General features: G+C 60.9%; 19 protein-coding genes. 11 read left to right on the top strand and 8 right to left on the bottom strand.

Annotated features, from left to right (window positions below):
• Positions 1-616 precede the first annotated feature (616 nt).
• The 3 genes from ASE26_RS09750 (at position 617) to ASE26_RS09740 (ending at position 3,571) form a co-directional block, all read left to right on the top strand.
• The gene (locus ASE26_RS09750; protein ID WP_055937496.1) at positions 617-1,996 is read left to right on the top strand and encodes a sensor histidine kinase; all 1,380 of its coding nucleotides are present in this window, start codon (positions 617-619) and stop codon (positions 1,994-1,996) included.
• 64 nt (positions 1,997-2,060) lie between these two features.
• Entirely contained in the window at positions 2,061-2,828 is a 768-nt protein-coding gene (locus ASE26_RS09745; RefSeq protein WP_055937494.1) for a LytTR family DNA-binding domain-containing protein, read from the top strand.
• Positions 2,829-2,899: 71 nt separating this feature from the next.
• The gene (locus tag ASE26_RS09740; protein WP_055937491.1) at positions 2,900-3,571 is read left to right on the top strand and encodes a sensor histidine kinase; all 672 of its coding nucleotides are present in this window, start codon (positions 2,900-2,902) and stop codon (positions 3,569-3,571) included.
• A 75-nt stretch (positions 3,572-3,646) separates the two neighbouring features.
• On the opposite strand, the gene ASE26_RS09735 is transcribed toward ASE26_RS09740, so the two are convergent.
• The 3 genes from ASE26_RS09735 to ASE26_RS09725 all read right to left on the bottom strand — a co-directional run bounded on the left by ASE26_RS09735 (position 3,647) and on the right by ASE26_RS09725 (position 6,209).
• Positions 3,647-4,729, bottom strand: a complete 1,083-nt coding sequence (locus ASE26_RS09735; RefSeq protein ID WP_055937488.1) for a porin — start codon at positions 4,727-4,729, stop codon at positions 3,647-3,649.
• A gap of 89 nt (positions 4,730-4,818) precedes the next feature.
• Positions 4,819-5,271: a hypothetical protein gene (locus ASE26_RS09730; RefSeq protein WP_055937485.1), complete on the bottom strand. Its 453-nt coding sequence runs from the start codon at positions 5,269-5,271 to the stop codon at positions 4,819-4,821.
• Complete coding sequence (locus ASE26_RS09725; protein ID WP_055937482.1) at positions 5,268-6,209, bottom strand: CysB family HTH-type transcriptional regulator; 942 nt, start codon at positions 6,207-6,209, stop codon at positions 5,268-5,270. Before ASE26_RS09725 ends, ASE26_RS09730 begins: the two co-directional genes overlap by 4 nt.
• A 148-nt stretch (positions 6,210-6,357) precedes the next feature.
• Between ASE26_RS09725 and ASE26_RS09720 the strand changes: the two genes are divergently transcribed.
• Genes ASE26_RS09720 through ASE26_RS09690 form a run of 7 tightly spaced genes read left to right on the top strand, consistent with a single transcriptional unit; the run spans position 6,358 to position 13,056 of the window.
• On the top strand, positions 6,358-8,049 hold the full coding sequence (locus ASE26_RS09720; protein ID WP_055937480.1) for a nitrite/sulfite reductase: 1,692 nt from the start codon (positions 6,358-6,360) through the stop codon (positions 8,047-8,049).
• Positions 8,042-8,590 carry a DUF934 domain-containing protein gene (locus ASE26_RS09715; RefSeq protein WP_055937477.1) on the top strand — a complete coding sequence of 183 codons (549 nt, stop codon included), beginning with the start codon at positions 8,042-8,044 and terminating at the stop codon, positions 8,588-8,590. The genes ASE26_RS09720 and ASE26_RS09715 overlap by 8 nt, the downstream gene beginning before the upstream one ends.
• A gap of 2 nt (positions 8,591-8,592) precedes the next feature.
• Positions 8,593-9,306: a phosphoadenylyl-sulfate reductase gene (locus tag ASE26_RS09710; protein WP_057246120.1), complete on the top strand. Its 714-nt coding sequence runs from the start codon at positions 8,593-8,595 to the stop codon at positions 9,304-9,306.
• A complete protein-coding gene (gene cysD / locus ASE26_RS09705; RefSeq protein ID WP_055937470.1) occupies positions 9,307-10,230 on the top strand; it encodes a sulfate adenylyltransferase subunit CysD in 924 nt (307 codons plus the stop codon).
• Positions 10,230-11,537 (top strand): sulfate adenylyltransferase subunit 1, encoded by a 1,308-nt coding sequence (locus ASE26_RS09700; RefSeq protein ID WP_057246119.1) that lies wholly within the window; start codon positions 10,230-10,232, stop codon positions 11,535-11,537. The genes cysD and ASE26_RS09700 overlap by 1 nt, the downstream gene beginning before the upstream one ends.
• 24 nt (positions 11,538-11,561) lie before the next feature.
• The gene (cobA, locus tag ASE26_RS09695) at positions 11,562-12,278 is read left to right on the top strand and encodes a uroporphyrinogen-III C-methyltransferase (protein WP_055937463.1); all 717 of its coding nucleotides are present in this window, start codon (positions 11,562-11,564) and stop codon (positions 12,276-12,278) included.
• Positions 12,279-12,309: 31 nt separating this feature from the next.
• Positions 12,310-13,056 carry a hypothetical protein gene (locus tag ASE26_RS09690; RefSeq protein WP_055937459.1) on the top strand — a complete coding sequence of 249 codons (747 nt, stop codon included), beginning with the start codon at positions 12,310-12,312 and terminating at the stop codon, positions 13,054-13,056.
• Here ASE26_RS09690 and ASE26_RS09685 read toward each other — a convergent pair.
• The 3 genes from ASE26_RS09685 to lptF are packed head-to-tail and all read right to left on the bottom strand — an operon-like array spanning position 13,026 to position 15,686.
• Positions 13,026-13,403, bottom strand: coding sequence for a sirohydrochlorin chelatase (locus tag ASE26_RS09685; RefSeq protein ID WP_055937456.1), 378 nt, complete (start codon positions 13,401-13,403; stop codon positions 13,026-13,028). The genes ASE26_RS09690 and ASE26_RS09685 overlap by 31 nt on opposite strands.
• Position 13,404: 1 nt before the next feature.
• Positions 13,405-14,574, bottom strand: a complete 1,170-nt coding sequence (gene lptG, locus ASE26_RS09680; protein ID WP_055937452.1) for an LPS export ABC transporter permease LptG — start codon at positions 14,572-14,574, stop codon at positions 13,405-13,407.
• Complete coding sequence (gene lptF, locus ASE26_RS09675; RefSeq protein ID WP_055937448.1) at positions 14,571-15,686, bottom strand: LPS export ABC transporter permease LptF; 1,116 nt, start codon at positions 15,684-15,686, stop codon at positions 14,571-14,573. The genes lptG and lptF overlap by 4 nt, the downstream gene beginning before the upstream one ends.
• Before the next feature lie 42 nt (positions 15,687-15,728).
• Here lptF and ASE26_RS09670 point away from each other — a divergent pair, with 42 nt between their 5' ends.
• Positions 15,729-17,225: a leucyl aminopeptidase gene (locus ASE26_RS09670; RefSeq protein ID WP_055937445.1), complete on the top strand. Its 1,497-nt coding sequence runs from the start codon at positions 15,729-15,731 to the stop codon at positions 17,223-17,225.
• A 46-nt stretch (positions 17,226-17,271) separates the two neighbouring features.
• Here the strand turns inward: ASE26_RS09670 and ASE26_RS09665 are convergent, their stop codons facing one another.
• Together ASE26_RS09665 and ASE26_RS09660 are read right to left on the bottom strand one after the other, a co-directional pair.
• Entirely contained in the window at positions 17,272-17,655 is a 384-nt protein-coding gene (locus tag ASE26_RS09665) for a hypothetical protein (protein WP_229207295.1), read from the bottom strand.
• A 79-nt stretch (positions 17,656-17,734) separates the two neighbouring features.
• On the bottom strand, positions 17,735-18,082 hold the full coding sequence (locus ASE26_RS09660; RefSeq protein ID WP_055937442.1) for a hypothetical protein: 348 nt from the start codon (positions 18,080-18,082) through the stop codon (positions 17,735-17,737).
• Positions 18,083-18,334: the final 252 nt, after the last annotated feature.

The raw sequence follows: 18,334 nt of genomic DNA, 5'->3' as shown, positions 1-18,334 counted from the left end.
AACTCTTCAGTTTAATCTCTGTTTTTCCAGCATTGCTGCCGGAGGTCACTCACTCAAAATACTGACGAATCTCTTGCGAGATTACGTTTAATATATTTTGTGCGAGCGTTACAACTAATATTTTGAGCATCGAGCCCGAAGGCTCGTGGCATATTCGTCAAACGCCCACACTTATCGACTGTTGATTTTTAAAGATCGCTGCTTTTATTGCACGAAGCGTTGTGTTCGTTGCAGCAGAGAAGCGAGATTATGCGGTACAGCGTGCAGCTCGTCAACCCCTTCTTTTTCTCGTTTCGCTCTGCTGTTTTGTCAGCACTGCGTTGCGAGGGACAGAACTATAGCAAGCCAGATAAACGCATGTTCGGGTACCCGGAGCCGGAANGCAGCAGAGAAGCGAGATTATGCGGTACAGCGTGCAGCTCGTCAACCCCTTCTTTTTCTCGTTTCGCTCTGCTGTTTTGTCAGCACTGCGTTGCGAGGGACAGAACTATAGCAAACGATCCGACTGTCCGCAAGGGCATTCTTCTATTCCCGTATTTCTGCATTCTGTCGCACGCCGGTGGCGGCTTTGCACAAGCTTATCTACACTTGCCCCATATTCAATAGAAAGTCGCGCATGTTTCCAACACCGCAAGCACAAGACACAGCAAAAACCATCCTGGCTTGGCTCCACCGGGGCTTTGATGCGACGACCGGCTGGGTGACGCACCTGTCGTGGTGGAAGTTCTTCCTGTTCGCGGCCCTGTCCATGATTGCTGCGTCGATCTTGCAGGATGAACTGTTCTCGCCTTCGCGCGAGGAAGAAATGGCAATCCGCTCGCATAAGCGCGCAAAATCGGGCAACGCGGATCCAAATATCACGATTGACGACAGCGGCATCCACTTCAACCCGCGCGCCGGGAAGATCAAGAAACAGGCCAGCGCAGAAGCAAGCGGCGACGAAACAGCAAGCGCTCGCCACGACGACAGCGATACTGAAGAGACTGCCGCTGCGGAAGCTGCGGCCCCGGCCATGCCGGCTGAAGCGGCTGCACCGGCAGATCCCGCAGCCCCGGCGCCCCCTGCCCCGCCAGCGCCAACGGCTAACAGGGCAAAGCCCGCGCCACCGGCCGCGCCGGCCGCTCCAATGCCGGGAGAAGAAGTCCACATCGAACTGCCGCCGCAGATTGGCGAAGAATTGTCCAACGCACTGGAACAGGCCGTGGACAGCGCAGCTGAAGAAAAAGTCTCGCGCTACCATAAGCAGGCTTCGACCTGGTTCACCAGTTTCATCACCCTGCTCTTGCTGGCACTTTTTGCGATGAAGGCGCTGGTTGGTGGTAAGAAGAAGGCAGAAGCGGAGGCGCAGGTGGCCAATGCTGCGGCTGAGCGCGAATCCATGCAGCGCCAGTTGAGCGAAGCCAAGATGCAGATGATGCAGGCCCAGGTCGAGCCGCACTTCCTGTTCAACACCCTGGCTTCAGTCGAGCACCTGATCGAAACCGATCCGCCCCGCGCCTCGGCCATGCAGCGCAGCCTGATCAAATACCTGCGTGCCGTGCTGCCGCAGATGCGTGAAAACAAGCTGACCAGCACGCTCGGCAGCGAGTCCGATATGGTGGCGGCTTACCTCGCCCTGCTGAAGATGCGCATGGAAGAGCGCCTCATCGTCGACTTCGACGTGCCCGAAGGCCTGCGCAGCGCCGCCTTCCCGCCGATGATGCTGCAGTCGATGGTTGAAAACGCCATCAAGCATGGCCTGGAAGGCAAGCCCGAAGGGGGCTACCTGAAAGTGCGCGCCGATGTAGCACACAGCAAGCTGCGCGTGACCGTGTCCGACGACGGCCTTGGCTTTGGCGCCAAGCCAAGCACTGGCACCGGCCTCGGCCTGACCAATATCCGCGAGCGCCTGAAGCTGCTGCACGGCGACCAGGCCTCACTGAAAATCGAGCCCAACCAGCCGAGCGGCGTAATCGCGATAATCGAGGTGCCGTACCAGTTGGCGCGTTCGGAATAAGCGATTGCCATACGCTGCGATCCATTGAATAATTGATACTTCTTATTTCCTAATATTGAGCACTATGCCCACAGCAATTATTGCCGATGATGAGCGACTGATGCGCGACCAGCTGCGCATGCGGCTGGAACAAGTATGGCCGGAGCTGGAGATCCTCGGCGAAGCCAAGAACGGCGACGAAGCAGTCGAACTGGTCGATGAGCTGAAGCCAGATTTCACCTTCCTCGATATCCGCATGCCGGGCAAGACCGGCATGGAAGCAGCCGCAGAAATCGGCAACAAGAGCAATGTGGTGTTCGTCACTGCTTATGACGCCTACGCGGTGGAGGCATTCGAGCGTGGCGCAGTCGACTACGTACTGAAACCGCCGGAGCCGGAGCGCCTGAAGATCACCGTCGAGCGCCTCAAAGGCCGCTTGGCCTCGCCGGCGGCCAGCGCGGCACAAGGTGCCGACATGGCAGCCATCCTGAATCAGCTGGCCGAAAAGATCGCTTCGCCAAAGGCGAAGTACCTGCAGTGGATCCAGGCCAGCATCGGTTCCGACCTGCGCATGATCCCGGTCGAAGAGATCCTGTTCTTCCGCTCGGATGAAAAATACACCTGCGTGCAGACCGATAAATTCGAAGCGTTGATCCGCAAACCGGTGCGCGACCTGGCCGAAGAACTGGACCCATCCCTGTTCTGGCAGATCCACCGCGCCACCCTGGTCAATGTCAACGCCATCGAAGGGGTAACGCGCGACATCCGTGGCCGCCACCTGGTGATGATCAAAGGCCGCCCAGACAAGCTGGAAGTGAGCCGCTCCTTCCTCCATCTGTTCAAACAGATGTGATCCAGATCAAGCCGTCCGGCGGCTTGCTGTAATACGGTGTCTTGGTGGTTGCTGCCGCCAGGAGGCCGACTTTGAAGAATCCCCGCACCCGCGTCCAGGGACGCCGCTCCACCGATTCCGCGCTGGCGGAAATCCGGGAGGATGAACGCGTCCATATTTCGCGCGAACTGCATGACGACCTGGGGCAACTGCTGGCGACCCTGCGCGTCGAGCTCACACTGTTGAAGCAACAGGTTCCTGGCTCCCCGGATGCCGAGGCCCGGCTGGCCAGCATGGACAACCTGCTCGTCACAGCCATCGGCTCGCTGCGCCGCATCGCAGGCAACCTGCGCCCGCGCGCGCTCGACGAAGGAGGCTTGTACTTTGCGCTGGAGTCGCTACGGGGGGAATTCGAGAAGCGGCACGGCATCAGTTGCCTGCTCGATGCACTGCCAGAGGTCCTGGTGCTCGACGAGCGTTACAGCACCGCCATCTACCGGCTGGTGCAGGAGTCGCTAACCAATATCGCCCGCCACGCGGGCGCCGCCACGGCAGAAGTGCGATGCCGTCGCGATGGCGGCGAACTGCTCATCGACATATCGGATGATGGGCGCGGCATTGTCGTCGGCGACATGGCGAAGGCCGATGCGCTCGGCCTGCTTGGCATGCGCGAGCGTGTCGCGGCAATGCGCGGCAGCATGGAGGTCGATGGCGGCAGCGGAACGCACATCGCGATCCGCATCCCCCTTCCCTGCGGCACATAAAAAAAGGCGGGTCCGAAGACCCGCCAAAGATCATGAATCACCTCGAGAGAGATACTGCTTTGCTACAAAACCTGCTTAGAAGGCGTGGCGTACACCCAGGTTGAACGCTTTGTCGCCCGTACCGGCTTCAGTGTTGTTGCCAACGGTGTAGCCGGCGCCGTTCTTGTTCTTGATCTTGGCGATCGCGGTGTACGCAGTGGTGCGCTTGGACAGGGCGTACAGGTAGCCGATGCCGAACTGGTTTGCGTCCTGGGCGTTTTGCTTGTCATCTTTGTGGATGTAGGAAGCAACCAGGGTGCCGCCGCCCATTGGCACGCCTACGCCCAGCAGCCATTCGGCGCTGTCAGCGGAGGACTTGGGTGCAACTTTCAGGCCGTAGGCGTTAGCCACTGGCAGCGGTGCCGAGCCGGCGCCTTTGTCTTTTTCGTAGCCGAAGTAGACTTTGGCGACGCCGAAGTCGTAGTTAGCAGCCAGCAGGGTATTCTTGGCTTTGTCTTTGCGCACGGCTGGGGTGGCGCCCACGGCAGCGGTGTCGTTGTTCTTATTGTTGTGAACCAGGCGAACGTTCAGTTCCTTGCTGGTGTAGTTCACGCCAAAGCCGAACTGGCGGCCGGCAGTGTTATCGCCAGCCTGCTCGCCCATGCCATACAGCGCATCGACGCTGAAGCCGGAGAATACCGGCGAGTTATAGACGATGGAGTTCGACAGGCGGGTATTGACGCCGCCGGTAGGGAACAGGTTCTTGGCGCTGCCAGCATAGCCGGCGCCGAATGGGTCGGCAACTTGCGACAGGGCGTTGTACAGCATGGTGTACTGGCGGCCCAGGGTGACCTGGCCCATTTCAGCGCTCTTCAGGCCAACGAAAGCCTGGCGCTGGGCGAACACGCCTGCGGTGTCCTGGTCGCCGGTGTCGATCTTGACGCCGGATTCGATTGCGAAGATTGCGGAAGTGCCGCCACCCAGGTCTTCAACACCTTTGAAGCCCAGACGGGAAGCCGAACCCACACCACTGGTCACCTTGTTGACGCTGCCGTTCACGCCGCCACGCTCAGCGACAAAGCCAGCGTCAGCGATACCGTAAATGGTCACATTGGACTGGGCTTGAGCTTGTGCTGCGAAACCGCCGATGATCAGTGCTGCCAGAGTAAGTTTTTTCACTTGTTGTCCTACGTTGTTGAAGTTGAGGGAAATGTTTCAAACGCAGCTATATTGCCCCTCAATTACTTCAACAATGTGACAGGAAAAAATTACTTCAGGCGTGATGTAACAACCCAGTAATATTCAGACCGCAAGACCTTGATTTCACGCGCAGCGATGCCCAAACGCTTGCGCAGCCAGCTGTCGGACGGGTAGTTCTTCATCACTTCGATACGGTTTCCGTCGTCATCTTTCTGGAATTCGTAGGTATTTCCATGCTGGTCGGTGCGGGCGATCGGGAAGCTCTCGCCATCGACATAGTCTTCGCCCATCAAGACCAGCAGCACATCCTTGCCGACCTTGTCACGCAGCTGTTTCAGGAACTTGTCCTGTTTTTCACGTCCCAACTGGGACCACAGGAACTCGGCGTAGACCGCCGTATACTGGCCCGGCGCGGCCTCCAGGCTATCCAGGTCAAGGCTTTCCAGCTGCAGGACCTCATGGCCATCCAGCAGTTCTTCGATGTGCTCGCGCACTTCGTACAGTTCGTCTTCGTTAATCACAGTTCGTAGTTCTCATGTTCGCCCTTCATCGCCTGTTCGATCAGCTTGCGGTTCAACGTCGGCGCCAGCAGCTCGATGAAGGTATATATATAGGATCGCAGGTAGGCACCCTGCTTGACGGCCACGCGCGACACATTCATGCCGAACAGGTGGCCGGCGGGGACGGCCCGCAGGTTGCGGTCGCGTTCAGGGTCGAAGGCCATGCCGGCGATGATCCCGACGCCCATGCCCAGTTCCACATAGGTCTTGATCACGTCAGCATCGATCGCTTCCAGCAGCACATCCGGCTTCAAGCCCCGCTTTTCGAAAGCCTGGTCGATGCGCGACCGGCCGGCGAAGGCGGCATCATACGTGATGATGTGGTGCTCGGCCACCTCTTCCAGCGTGACGGACTTGATCCTTAACAGCGGATGGTCCGGCGGCACCACCACCACGTGCTCCCATTGGTAGCAAGGCAGGGTAATCAGGCCGTCGATGGCGGCGATCGATTCGGTGGCGATGGCCAGGTCGGCCTGGTCGCGCTGTACCATTTCCGCGATCTGCTTCGGATTGCCTTGCAATAAAGACAAGCGCACCTTCGGGTACTTCTGCATGAAGGCCTGTACTACTTTAGGCAAGGTGTAACGGGCCTGGGTGTGGGTGGTGGCGATGGTGAAGCTGCCCGAGTCCTGGGCCGCATACTCCTTGCCGATCCGTTTCAGGCTGTCGATCTCCTGCATGATCAGTTCAACCGAGGACAAAACCAGCCGGCCTGGCTCGGTCAGGCCGCGAATCCGCTTGCCATGCCTTGTGAAAATATCAACACCCAACTCTTCTTCCAGCTCGATGATCGCCTTGGAAACGCCCGGCTGGGATGTAAACAAGGCCTTGGCGGCGTCGGTCAGGTTGTAGTTCTGGCGCACGGCTTCCCGCACGAATCGCAGTTGGTGAAGGTTCATTCTCGCTCTCGTTGGACTCCCCAGCGCATATTTTACGCTGATGCTTATGCCTTAACAGCATATAAGCAAATAAAGACTATGTTGTTTGGAATAAGGCCCCAGTTTATTACCATTGAATCCACTCTGGGCATGCCTTACTGGGAAAGCTATGTATCAATACGATCAATACGACCACCTCATCATCCGCGAACGCATCGCGCAGTATCGCGACCAGGTTCAACGCCGCCTGAACGATGAGTTGACCGAGGCCGAATTCCTGCCACTGCGCTTGCAGAACGGCCTTTATATGCAGCGCCACGCTTATATGCTGCGTATCGCCGTTCCTTACGGCCTGCTCAGCTCCAGGCAAATGCGCATGTTCGCGCATATCGCCCGCAAGTATGACCGCGGCTATGGCCACTTCACCACCCGCCAGAATATCCAGTTCAACTGGATCAAGCTGGAAGAGACGCCGGAAATCCTGAGCGACCTGGCTTCGGTGGAAATGCACGCCATCCAGACCTCGGGCAACTGCATCCGCAACGTCACTTCCGACGAATTCGCCGGCGTAGCCGCCGACGAGATCATCGATCCGCGCCCTTACGCCGAAGTGCTGCGCCAGTGGTCGACCTTCCACCCCGAATTCATCGCCCTGCCCCGCAAATTCAAGGTGGCGATCAACGGCGCCGTGGAAGACCGTGCCGCCATCGCGGTGCACGATATCGGCCTGACGGTGGTGCACAACGAAGCCGGCGAAATCGGCTTCAAGGTGATGGTCGGCGGCGGCATGGGCCGCACCCCGATCCTGGGTTCCGTGATCCGCGAGTTCCTGCCGCGCGAACACCTGCTGACCTATACCGAAGCGATCATGCGCGTGTATAACCTGCATGGCCGCCGCGATAACAAGTACAAAGCCCGCATCAAGATCCTGCTGAAAGCCCTGGGCGTGGAAGAATTCACCCGCCAGGTGGAAGCCGAGTGGGAAGACCTGAAAGGCACCGAGCAGACCCTGACGCTGGATGAGATGGAGCGCATCATCGCCTACTTCCAGCCACACGCCTACAAGTCGCTGCCGGCCATCGATCCGGCTGCCGGCCACGCCGACAACAAGGCCTTCAACAATTGGCTGAAGCGCAATGTGAAAGCGCACAAGGTGCCGGGCTACGCAGCCGTGGTGCTGTCGCTGAAGAAGACCGGCGTACCGCCGGGCGATGCGACCGCCGAGCAGATGGATTACATGGCCGACCTGGCTGACCGTTACAGCTTTGCAGAACTGCGCGTGACCCACGAACAGAACATCGTGCTGGCCGACGTCGAACAATCCCAGTTGTTCGCGCTGTGGCAGGAGATCAAGTCGCATGGCCTGGCAACGCCGAATATCGGCCTGCTGACCGACATTATCTGCTGTCCAGGCGGCGACTTCTGCTCGCTGGCGAATGCCAAGTCGATCCCTATCGCCCAGGCCATTGCAGAGCGCTTCGACCATATCGACTTCCTGCACGATATCGGCGACTTCGAGCTCAATATCTCGGGCTGCATCAACGCCTGCGGCCACCACCACGTCGGCAATATCGGCGTGCTGGGCGTCGACAAGGACGGCAGCGAATGGTACCAGGTGTCAATTGGCGGCGCGCAAGGCAACAACTCCGCCATCGGCAAGATCATCGGCCCATCGTTCTCCGCGCAGCAGATGCCGGAAGTGATCGACCGCCTGCTGCAGGTATATGTACGCGAGCGCACTCCGGAAGAGCGCTTCGTCGATACCGCGCAGCGCCTGGGCATTGTCCCGTTCAAGGAATTTGTATACGCCACGCCGATTGAAACCGCTGGCCGCCTGGTAGGAGAAGACGAATATGCCTAAGCAAATCATCAAGGGCCGCGCAATCGTGGCCGACGACTGGAACCTGGTGCGCGCCGAAGAAGGTGCCGAAGCAGCCACCGTGGCAGCGCTGGAAATACCGGCAGGCCGCGTGATCCTGCCGCTGGCAGCCTGGCTGGCGCAGCGCGATGCGCTTTCCGCCCGCGCTGCCGCCGGCGAAATCGCCGTGTGGCTGGCACCGGACGAGGACCCGGTCGCACTGCGCGACGACCTGCCGCGCCTGGCGCTGGTGGCAGTCGACTTCCCGAAGTTCACGGACGGCCGCGGCTATTCCCATGCCTGGAACCTGCGTTCCCGCCTGGGCTGGACCGGCGAACTGCGCGCCATCGGCGACGTGTTGCGCGACCAGCTGTTCTCGATGCAGCGCGTGGGCTTCGACGCCTACGACACGCGCCCGGACCGCAGCATTGAAGACGCCCTGAAAGGCCTGACCGTGTTCAGCGAGACTTACCAGGCATCGGTCGACCAGCGCGTTCCGCTGTTCCGCCGCCACGCACGTCCTACGCCTGCCGCAGGAGCCTGACCATGAGCGAGCTTGCCACCCGCGTGCGGGATACGCTCGCCACGCTCGAACGCGTTGCGGAAGAGTTCTCGCCTGCAGTTTTCGCCTCCAGCCTGGCCGCCGAGGACATGGTCCTGACGGACCTGATCCTGAAGGCCGGCCTGCCGATCGGTATCTTCTCGCTGCAGACCGGTCGCCTGCACCAGGAAACCACCAGCATGGTGGAGCGCGTGCAGGAGCGTTACGGCTATGAGATCGCGCTGTACCGCCCGGTGCAGGCCGACATCGACGCCTACGTGGAAAAGAAAGGCCTGAACGCCTTCTACGACAGCGTTGAACTGCGCAAGGAATGCTGCAATATCCGCAAAGTGGAGCCGCTGGGCCGCGCCCTGAACGGCAAAAAATCGTGGATTACCGGCCAGCGTCGCGCCCAATCTGCAACCCGCTCCGACCTGCCGGTGCAGGAGTATGATGGTTCGCACCGCATGGAAAAGTTCAATCCCCTGGCCGACTGGTCGGAACAGGAAGTGTGGGACTACATCCGCGCCAACGACGTGCCCTACAACCCGCTGCACGACCAGGGTTATCCGTCGATCGGCTGCGAACCCTGCACCCGCGCCATCCAGCCAGGCGAGGACGTACGCGCCGGCCGCTGGTGGTGGGAAAACCCGGACTCCAAGGAATGCGGCTTGCACCTGGTAGACGGCAAACTGATTCGAATTAAGAAAGTAGGCTAAATGAACGCACTGGTAGAACAACACGTCAACTCGCGCCATCTGGACGCGCTGGAGTCGGAGGCCATCCACATCCTGCGCGAGGTCGCCGCCGAATGCTCGAACCCTGCCCTGCTGTTCAGCGGCGGCAAGGACTCCGTGGTGCTGCTGCGCCTGGCGGAAAAGGCTTTCCGCCCAGGGAAATTCCCATTCCCGCTGGTGCACATCGACACCGGCCATAACTTCCCGGAAGTGATCGAGTTCCGCGACCGCCGCGTGGCCGAACTGGGCGAACGCCTGATCGTCGGCTCCGTCGAGGATTCGATCAAGAAGGGCACCGTGCGCCTGCGCAACCCGGCCACCGATTCGCGCAATGCCGCGCAAGCCGTGACGCTGCTGGAAACCATCGCCGAACACGGTTTCGACGCCTGCATCGGCGGCGCCCGCCGCGATGAAGAGAAGGCGCGCGCCAAGGAGCGCATCTTCTCCTTCCGCGACGAATTCGGCCAGTGGGACCCGAAAGCCCAGCGCCCGGAACTGTGGGACCTGTATAACACCCGCGTCCACCCAGGCGAGAACATGCGTGTGTTCCCGATCTCGAACTGGACCGAGCTGGATGTGTGGCAGTACATCGCCCGCGAAAACCTGGCGCTGCCGTCGATCTATTTCGCGCACCAACGCCAGGTGATCCCGCGCAACGGCCTGCTGGTGCCGCTGACCGACCTGACCCCGGCCCGTGAAGGCGAGACCGTCGAAACCCAGGTAGTGCGCTTCCGCACCGTGGGCGACATCTCCTGCACCTGCCCTGTGTCTTCCGACGCTGCCGACGTGGGCGCGATCATCGCCGAAACCGCAGTGACCCAGATCACCGAGCGCGGCGCCACCCGGATGGACGACCAGACCTCCGAAGCCTCCATGGAAAAACGCAAGAAGCAAGGATACTTCTGATGAACGCACTGAACGAGAACCTGAACGAACGCAACCTGCTGCGCTTCATCACCGCCGGCTCCGTCGACGACGGCAAGAGCACCCTGATCGGCCGCCTGCTGTTCGACAGCAAGGGCATCTTCGCCGACCAGCTGGCAGCCGTGTCGCGCGCCAAGCATAAGCGCACCGTGGGCGACACCATCGACCTGTCCCTGCTGACCGACGGCCTGGAAGCGGAGCGCGAGCAAGGCATCACCATCGACGTGGCCTACCGCTACTTCGCCACGCCCAAGCGCAAGTTCATCATTGCCGACACCCCGGGCCACGAACAGTACACCCGCAATATGGTGACCGGCGCCTCCACCGCCGATGCCGTGATCCTCCTGGTCGACGTGTCGAAAGTGAAGCTGCGCGAAGACGGCGGCGTAGACCTGCTGATCCAGACCAAGCGCCACTCCACCATCGCCCACCTGCTGCAGATCGAGCACGTGGTGGTGGCAGTGAACAAGATGGACCTGGTGAACTACGACCAGGACGTGTACGAGCGCATCGTCAAGGCATACGGCGAATTCGCGGCAACCCTGGGCATCAAGGACGTGAAGACCATTCCGCTGTCCGCGCTGGCCGGCGACAACGTGGTCGAGCAATCCGGCAAGATGCCTTGGTACCAGGGTCCTACCCTGATCGAGCTGCTGGAAGACCTCCCGGTGTACGACGAATCGCACAACTCCGCCTTCCGCTTCCCGGTGCAGCTGGTGGCGCGCCACAACGGCCACGAAGCCAATGACTTCCGCGGCTACATGGGGCGTATCGAAGCCGGCAACGTTTCGGTCGGCGACAAGCTGGTGGTGCAGCCTTCCGGCCAGAGCGCCACGGTCAAGGAGATCGTCACCTTCGACGGCTCCCTGCAAAGCGCCAGCGCCGGCCAGTCCGTTACCATCGTGCTGGAGGAATACGTCGACGTATCGCGTGGCGACCTGCTGGCCTCCAGCGCGCAGCCGGCAAACCTGCTCAAGCAGGTGAACGCGGACGTGTGCTGGCTGTCCGAAGAACCGCTGGACCTGCGCCGCAAGTACTGGATCAAGCATGGCACCAGGCAGAGCGCTGCAAAAGTGAGCAAAATCGACTCCATCCTTGACATCAACACCCAGCAGCGGCACGATGCGGATGCGTTGAAGCTGAACGACGTGGCGCGCATCGCGCTGACCGTGCAGCAACCGCTGGCGGCCGATGCCTATTCGGATATCCGCGCCACCGGCGCCTTCATCCTGATCGATGAAGTCACGCACCAGACAGTAGCCGCAGGCATGATCCGCCTCGGCGAATAAACTTCGCCAGACAGGAGCCTGCGCATGCCATACGGGAAAGTGTATTTGATTGGGGCTGGACCGGGGGCGCAGGATTTGATCACCATGCGTGGCGCACGGCTGCTGGCGCAAGCCGACGTCGTGCTGTACGACGCGCTGGTGACCGAAGAAATGCTGGCGCTCTGCCCGCAGGCGGAGAAGATCTCGGTCGGCAAGCGCGCCGGCCAGCGCTCCACCGCCCAAGGCGTCATCAACCAGCAACTGGTTGAATGCGCAGCGCGCTACCGCATGGTGGTGCGCCTCAAAGGCGGCGATCCGATGCTGTTCGGCCGCGCCGACGAGGAATTGACGGCGCTCGAGCAGCACGGCATCGAGGTCGAAGTCGTCCCCGGCATCACCACTGCGGTTGCCGCCGCCGCCGCGGCGCAGCAGCCGCTGACCAAACGCGGCGTGGCGCGCAGCGTGGCCTTCTTCACCTCCTCCACTGCTCCGGGCCATCCGGAAGAACTCACCATCCCGTCGACCGACACGCTGGTGCAGTACATGGGCGGGCGCGAAGCGATCGCCACCGCCAACAACCTGCTGTCGCAGGGCCGTTCGCCGGACACCCCGGTGGTCGTGATCGAAAATGTCAGCCGGCCGGACCAGCGCCTCGAACGCATCACCCTGGCCGAGCTGGCGCACGGCCTGCCGGCCGCGCATGGACCGGTACTGGTCATGCTGGGCAAGGCAATGGCGCCGCGGCCGCAGCAAAAAAGGTAAAATATCGTCCTCTTGCAATGAGAGGAACAAGATGAGCCAAGCCCACGAAGTCCTGGAGCGCGCCCGCAATGCGCGCCTGGCAGGCAAATACGAAGATGCCCTGCGCGACCACCTGTGGTTCCACGAACATGCGATCGAGGACGACCCGACCCTGGCCGGCGTTCGCCTGTCCTTTGCCCTGCGCGACTGGATCTACCTGGCCGAGCAATTCCCGCTGGCGCGCCGCGCACTGCAGGCGATCCGCGACCGCGACACCCAGCGCATCCTGAACGGCAGCGCCACGCTGGGCCGCTTCCATGACGTCAGCGCCATCAACAGCGCGCTTGGCGAGGAACGCGCCACCCACGACCTGTTCACCCAGATCGACGCCCAGCTGCCGGAACTGGCCAAGGATTGCGCCGAACTGGCCCTGCCGGCCCTGGTGGCCGTTGAAGATTTCCAGCTGGCGCGCCGCTACCTGCCGGACCCGGTGGCCCGCATCGCCGCCCTGGCCAAACGCGTCAACGACTTCGCCGAAGACCTGGCCAGGCGCGGCAACACCTCTTCCGCCCCGCAATTGCTGGCTTTCGTGCTGAATTACACCAAGGAAGTACGCCTGGTAGTGGAAGTATTGCGCCGCCTGGGTGAAGATGAGGAGCTGGCCAGAGCCAGTGCCGCCGCAATCGAATCGCTGAAGTCGGAAGCCCTGCGCGACGCCGTGCAGCGCGAATTCGACAACCCCGGCAGCACGATTGCCGCCATGGTGGCTCACGCCAAAGGCAGCGACGACAAGCAGTAATCGGTCATCGCGCGCAGCACGGTGGGGTCCTCCCCCACCGCGCCGACGGCGCGAATCGCCACGCCGGGATGCGCCAGGCGCATTTCATCGAGAAGCAGCGGCAGGTCGCGCAGCACATGCCCGCCCTGTCCCAGGAACACCGGCACCACGGTCACATCGTCGATGCCCTGCGCGGCAAGCGCAGCCACCTGCTCCGGCAGGCGCGGCGACATCAATTCCAGGAAAGCCAGCGAAACATCGGCATCCGGCGCACGCGCCGCGACCATGTTACGCAGCTGCTCGAACGGCGCCGCCCAACTGGCGGAGCGGGCGCCATGCGCGAACAGCACCAGAGCGCGGCCGCCCATGCTAGTGGCGCTCCACCCAGTAAAGGGCTCCCAGCGCCAGCATCAGGTAGAGCAGGCTTGGCATCAGCGCCGTCAGGAACGCCGGAAGCGCCGACAGCAGGCCGATATGCGAGAACAGGGTATTCACCAGCAGGAAGCTGACGCCGATCATGATGCCGATGAAGATCTTCAGGCTCACGCCGCCGGCGCGCGTATGCAGGTAGGCGAAAGGCAGCGCCAGCGCCATCAGCACGAAAATGGCCAGCGGGTCGAACAGCTTCTTCCAGAAGGCGATCTTGAAGCGCTCCGTGCCCTGCTTGTTTTCCTGCAGGTGGCGGGTATACACGGCCAGCTCATTGACCGACATGTGTTCAGGATCGGAGGCGGACACCGACAGGATCTTTGGCGTAATCTCCGAAATCAGCTCCTTGCTGGCATGCCGCCTGATCTCAACCAGGCTGGTTGCCTGCGCATAGTTATTGGCCAGGTTGGCTTGCGCCCCTTCCACCGCCAATGCCGGGTTGCTGAAGATATTCTCGGTCACCTCGTTCAGGAGCCAGGTGTTATTGCCCTTGAACGAAGCCGTCTTGGCGTAAGTCAGCGTACGCAGGCGAAAGCGATTATCGAAGTCGTACAGCTTGACATCCGCCAGCTGTCCATCCGAGCGTACTTCGCGCACGTTGAAAAAGCGCGTACCCTGCACCTCGCCGGTCATGCCTTCGCTCTTGATAATATCCTTGGTCCACATGCCGGAGCGGAATTCGGACGACACGGTGGCGCCTCGGCCCATCAGGCGAACTTTTTCCGCCACCGGCGCCAGGCGCGGCGTAATCAGTTCTCCGAAGATGAAGGCAATCAGCACCAGCACCAGTCCGACCTTGCCCACCATGACCGCGGCCATGCGGGTAGACATCGACGAGGCACGCATGATCGTGAACTCGGAAGTCGAGGCGAACTGCGCCATGGTATAGATGGTGCCGATCAAGGCCGCCACCGGCAACACCTCGTTTACGTGCTGCGGCAGCATCGTCAGCGTAAACAAGGCGGCATGCTGCATGCCATAGCCGTTCTTGCCGACCACAGGCAGTTCGCCGGTCAAGTCGAAGAATGCCTGCAATCCAAGCAAAGCCGCCAGCGCAAAAGCGACGGCCTGCAGGATCGAAACGAAGAAGTAGCGTTGCAGAGTGCTCATTTGCGTACCCCTCGCTTGAATGCGGCCCACATCGCGCGAGGATGGTAGCGGTGATTTACGTTAAGGCGCCAGGCGAACAATATCAGCACTGCCAGCGCCATCGCCAGGTGCAGCGGCCACCAGCTCATGCCAAATTTGAAGTTGCCGCGCCGGATACCCGACTCGAACACGTTGATCAGGTTGTTATAAGTGAAGAAGATCAGCACTGCGAGAATCAGGTTGATCGAACTGCCCGCGCGCGGATTGACGAAGCCCAGCGGAATCGCCAGCATCGACAGCGCCAGGCAGGCCAGCGGCAGCGACATGCGCCACATCAGTTCCCCCTTGGCTGGATTGGTGCCGGCGGCGATCAGCTCCGTCGTCGGCAGCGTTTTGGTCTCCTTCTGGCTGTCGGACTCGGACGACTGCTGCGAAACGCGCATGCTGTATCGCTCGAACTCCATGCTCTGGAAATCGGCATCGCCCGGCTTGCCCTGGTAACGGCGGCCGTTCTTCAGTACCAGGTGGCGGTCGCCGGAAGGCAGCGTCTCGATCACGCCCTCGCTCGCCACCACCACGGACGTGCCCTTGGCATCGACCTGGTTAACGAACACGTTGCGCACCACGGCGCTGCTGCCCGTGACGCCTTCCACAAAGAAGATGCGGTTGGCCGACGAGGATTCCTTGAACTGGCCCGGCGAAACTTTCTGCAGGTCTTCACGCTTGGCGAAACGCTCAACGTAATCGGCGCTCTTCGAACGCGCCCACGGCGTCGCATAAAAACTCAGCGCGCCGGTCAGCAGGACCAGCGGCAAGACAAACATGAATACCGGCTTGACGAAACGCGTCAGGCTGACGCCCGCGGCAAACCAGACCACCATCTCCGAATCCTTGTAGATGCGGGTCACCACCATCAACACGGAAATAAAACTGGTGAAAATCAGGACAATTGGCAGATAATTCAGGGCTGCGAACGCGATAAGCGCGATGACATCGCTGGACGCGACCTTGCCGCCTGCGGCTTTGCCGAGGATCGAAATCAAGGTCCACGTCAGGAGGATCGAGAACAGTACCGTAAAGGAAGCCCCGGCAGAGCTGACCAGCTCACGGCGGAGGGCGCGATGGAAGATCATTCGACGTTTATAATTCGTTCTACAAAATTTAGGAGAAACCAAATGGACTTTAGCATAAAAGCACTCGACGCCAAGAACACCATCGCCAGCGCCAAAAGCGGCTGCATCGTGGTCGGCGTCTTCGAAAACAAGAAGCTCTCGAAAGCGGCTAAAGCCCTCGACGGCGCAGGCGAAATCACCGCCGCCCTGAAATCAGGCGACATCACCGGCAAAGCCGGCACCACCCTGCTGCTGCGCGGCCTGAAAGGCGCCGCAGCCGAACGCGTGCTGCTGGTCGGCCTGGGCGCCGACGAAGCTGTCGCCGAAAAAGCCTTCGGTTCCGCCATCAATGCCGCCATCAAGGCGCTGGGCACCGTGGCATCGGCGGACGCTATTATCGCACTGCCTCTGGAAGAAGTGAAAGGCCGCGACGCCAACTGGGCGATCCGCTGCGTGGTGCTGGCCGGCCGCGATGCCGTGTACCGCACCGACGCACAGAAATCCAAGAAAGACCCGGCATGGGCCGGTCCCGGGAAAGTGGCGCTGGCCGTGGCCAACAGCGCCGGCAACAAGCTGGCCCTGTCGCAAGCGCTCGCCACCGCCAACGGCATGGAACTGACCAAGGACCTGGGCAACCTCTCCGCCAACGTCTGCACCCCAACCTACCTGGCCAACGTCGCCAAGAAACTGGGCAAGGACTTCGGCTTTGAAGTCGAGATCCTGGAGCGCAAGCAGATGGAAGCTCTGAAGATGGGTTCCTTCCTGTCCGTGACCAACGGTTCCGAACAGGCGCCCAAGTTCATCGTCCTGAAGCACAAAGGCGGCAAAGCCAAGGATGCACCGACCGTCCTGGTGGGCAAAGGCATCACCTTCGACACCGGCGGTATTTCGATCAAGGCCGGTCCTGGCATGGACGAGATGAAATACGATATGTGCGGCGCAGGTTCGGTACTGGGCACCTTCCGCGCGATCGGCGAAATGGGCCTGAAGTCCAACGTGGTCGGCATCGTGGCCGCATGCGAAAACATGCCTTCCGGCCGCGCCACCAAACCGGGCGACATCGTCACCTCGATGAACGGCCTGACCATCGAAGTCCTGAACACCGACGCCGAAGGCCGCCTGATCCTGTGCGACGCCCTGACCTACGCCGAGCGCTTCAACCCTGCCGCCGTAATCGATGTGGCGACCCTGACCGGCGCCTGCATCGTCGCCCTGGGCCACCATAACAGCGGCGTGTTCGCGCGCGACGACGAAGCCGGCAATGCACTGATCGACGCCCTGATGGCATCGGGCAAAGCGACCGGCGACACCGCATGGCGCCTGCCGATCGGCGAGCAGTACAACGACCAGCTAAAGTCCAACTTCGCGGACCTGGCCAATATCGGCTCGCCAGGCGGCGCGTCCTGCACCGCGGCCGCCTTCCTGGAAAACTTCACCCGCAAGTATCCATGGGCGCACGTCGATATCGCCGGCACCGCATGGAAGTCGGGCGCCGCCAAAGGCGCCACCGGCCGTCCAGTGCCGATGCTGACCAATTTCCTGATCGGCCGCGCAGGCTGATATTTGGAGCAGTCAATAAAAAAGCCGGGGAAACCCGGCTTTTTCTTTAGTAGACCGACGATGTCGGCAGCTGCGGCGGCGCACCGCGCGCAGCAGCACCCTCCCCGCGTTGCAGGACGACCGTAATCGTGGAAGGCAAGTCAAAGCCGGCCCCCGTCTGTTTATCGACGATCTGGCCGGCTCCGAGGGTGAAGACGATATTGCCCCACTTGGAGGCATTCTGGCGCGCTTCGATCTGGTCATAAGCCCAGACATCTTCGCGGCGGCAGTCCACCACGAGCGGCTGGGTGCTCTTGCGCACGGTCACCCGCCCGGGGGAAGTCACGAACCAGCGCCCCCGGTCATTGGAGAGCACACAGCCGATGGCAGACACCTGCTGATGATCCAGCACGGTCTGCACCAGTACCGACTGCTCGGTCGAGTCGAACAAAGTGGCGCAGCCACCCGCCGCCGCTGCGCATAGCGCTGCGGACGCGAATCGACTCAGCCTGGTTGGCATGCAGTCAGGCTCAGTCGGCCGACTGGCCCCGTTTCTGGCGCAGGCCCTGAATGACGTGCATGATGTCGTCCATGCTGTTCGCACCAATGCCCTGGAACGCGTCCAGGACTTCGTTCAGGACTTCATTACGCACTTCGGCGTCAGCGACTGCAATAGCTTGCGGACGCTGGGTCGCTGCGCGTGCGCTTGCCTCGCGGGCGGACTTGCGGCCGGTAGGCGACTTGCCGTGTTCCAGTGCCGCTTGCCAGATCAGCCAACGACGTTGTGTCTCATACACCAGATACTCTTCTGGCTTGTCTTCGCGCCGACGGACGATTTGGCCGTCCTTCTGCGCCCATGCTTCGAATGCAGATCGCATGTGTATTCCTTTAGTTTGCAGTGCCCGTTAAATCGGAATTAGTTTCCCTATATTACCACTTATTTACCTACAACAACATTCAATTCGTTGTATATAAGCAAAAACACCCAGCTTCGCGGAAACAACTTCGATACCAACCGTTTAATTATATTGACGTTTACGGTTGTTGATAGCGTAATTTTAGTACCAATCTGATAACTTTGAAGCACTATTGGAAATTATTTTTACAGTGGCACCTTTTTGCGACAGGAA

It is taken from the genome of Duganella sp. Root198D2, assembly GCF_001428585.1.
In the GTDB taxonomy this organism is placed as follows: Bacteria; Pseudomonadota; Gammaproteobacteria; order Burkholderiales; family Burkholderiaceae_D; genus Rugamonas.
Note: the sequence above shows the minus strand (reverse complement) of the source record. Positions and strands in the feature narration are given on the sequence as shown.

Bases quoted from the DNA above. Each gene is read 5' to 3' on its own strand.
- ASE26_RS09725 (WP_055937482.1), bottom strand. From the start codon at position 6,209: ATGAACCTTCACCAACTGCGATTCGTGCGGGAAGCCGTGCGCCAGAAC.
- ASE26_RS09690 (WP_055937459.1), top strand. From the start codon at position 12,310: ATGAGCCAAGCCCACGAAGTCCTGGAGCGCGCCCGCAATGCGCGCCTG.
- ASE26_RS09750 (WP_055937496.1), top strand. From the start codon at position 617: ATGTTTCCAACACCGCAAGCACAAGACACAGCAAAAACCATCCTGGCT.
- ASE26_RS09720 (WP_055937480.1), top strand. From the start codon at position 6,358: ATGTATCAATACGATCAATACGACCACCTCATCATCCGCGAACGCATC.
- ASE26_RS09710 (WP_057246120.1), top strand. From the start codon at position 8,593: ATGAGCGAGCTTGCCACCCGCGTGCGGGATACGCTCGCCACGCTCGAA.
- ASE26_RS09745 (WP_055937494.1), top strand. From the start codon at position 2,061: ATGCCCACAGCAATTATTGCCGATGATGAGCGACTGATGCGCGACCAG.
- ASE26_RS09670 (WP_055937445.1), top strand. From the start codon at position 15,729: ATGGACTTTAGCATAAAAGCACTCGACGCCAAGAACACCATCGCCAGC.
- lptF (WP_055937448.1), bottom strand. From the start codon at position 15,686: ATGATCTTCCATCGCGCCCTCCGCCGTGAGCTGGTCAGCTCTGCCGGG.
- cysD (WP_055937470.1), top strand. From the start codon at position 9,307: ATGAACGCACTGGTAGAACAACACGTCAACTCGCGCCATCTGGACGCG.
- lptG (WP_055937452.1), bottom strand. From the start codon at position 14,574: ATGAGCACTCTGCAACGCTACTTCTTCGTTTCGATCCTGCAGGCCGTC.
- ASE26_RS09700 (WP_057246119.1), top strand. From the start codon at position 10,230: ATGAACGCACTGAACGAGAACCTGAACGAACGCAACCTGCTGCGCTTC.
- ASE26_RS09660 (WP_055937442.1), bottom strand. From the start codon at position 18,082: ATGCGATCTGCATTCGAAGCATGGGCGCAGAAGGACGGCCAAATCGTC.
- cobA (WP_055937463.1), top strand. From the start codon at position 11,562: ATGCCATACGGGAAAGTGTATTTGATTGGGGCTGGACCGGGGGCGCAG.
- ASE26_RS09715 (WP_055937477.1), top strand. From the start codon at position 8,042: ATGCCTAAGCAAATCATCAAGGGCCGCGCAATCGTGGCCGACGACTGG.
- ASE26_RS09685 (WP_055937456.1), bottom strand. From the start codon at position 13,403: ATGGGCGGCCGCGCTCTGGTGCTGTTCGCGCATGGCGCCCGCTCCGCC.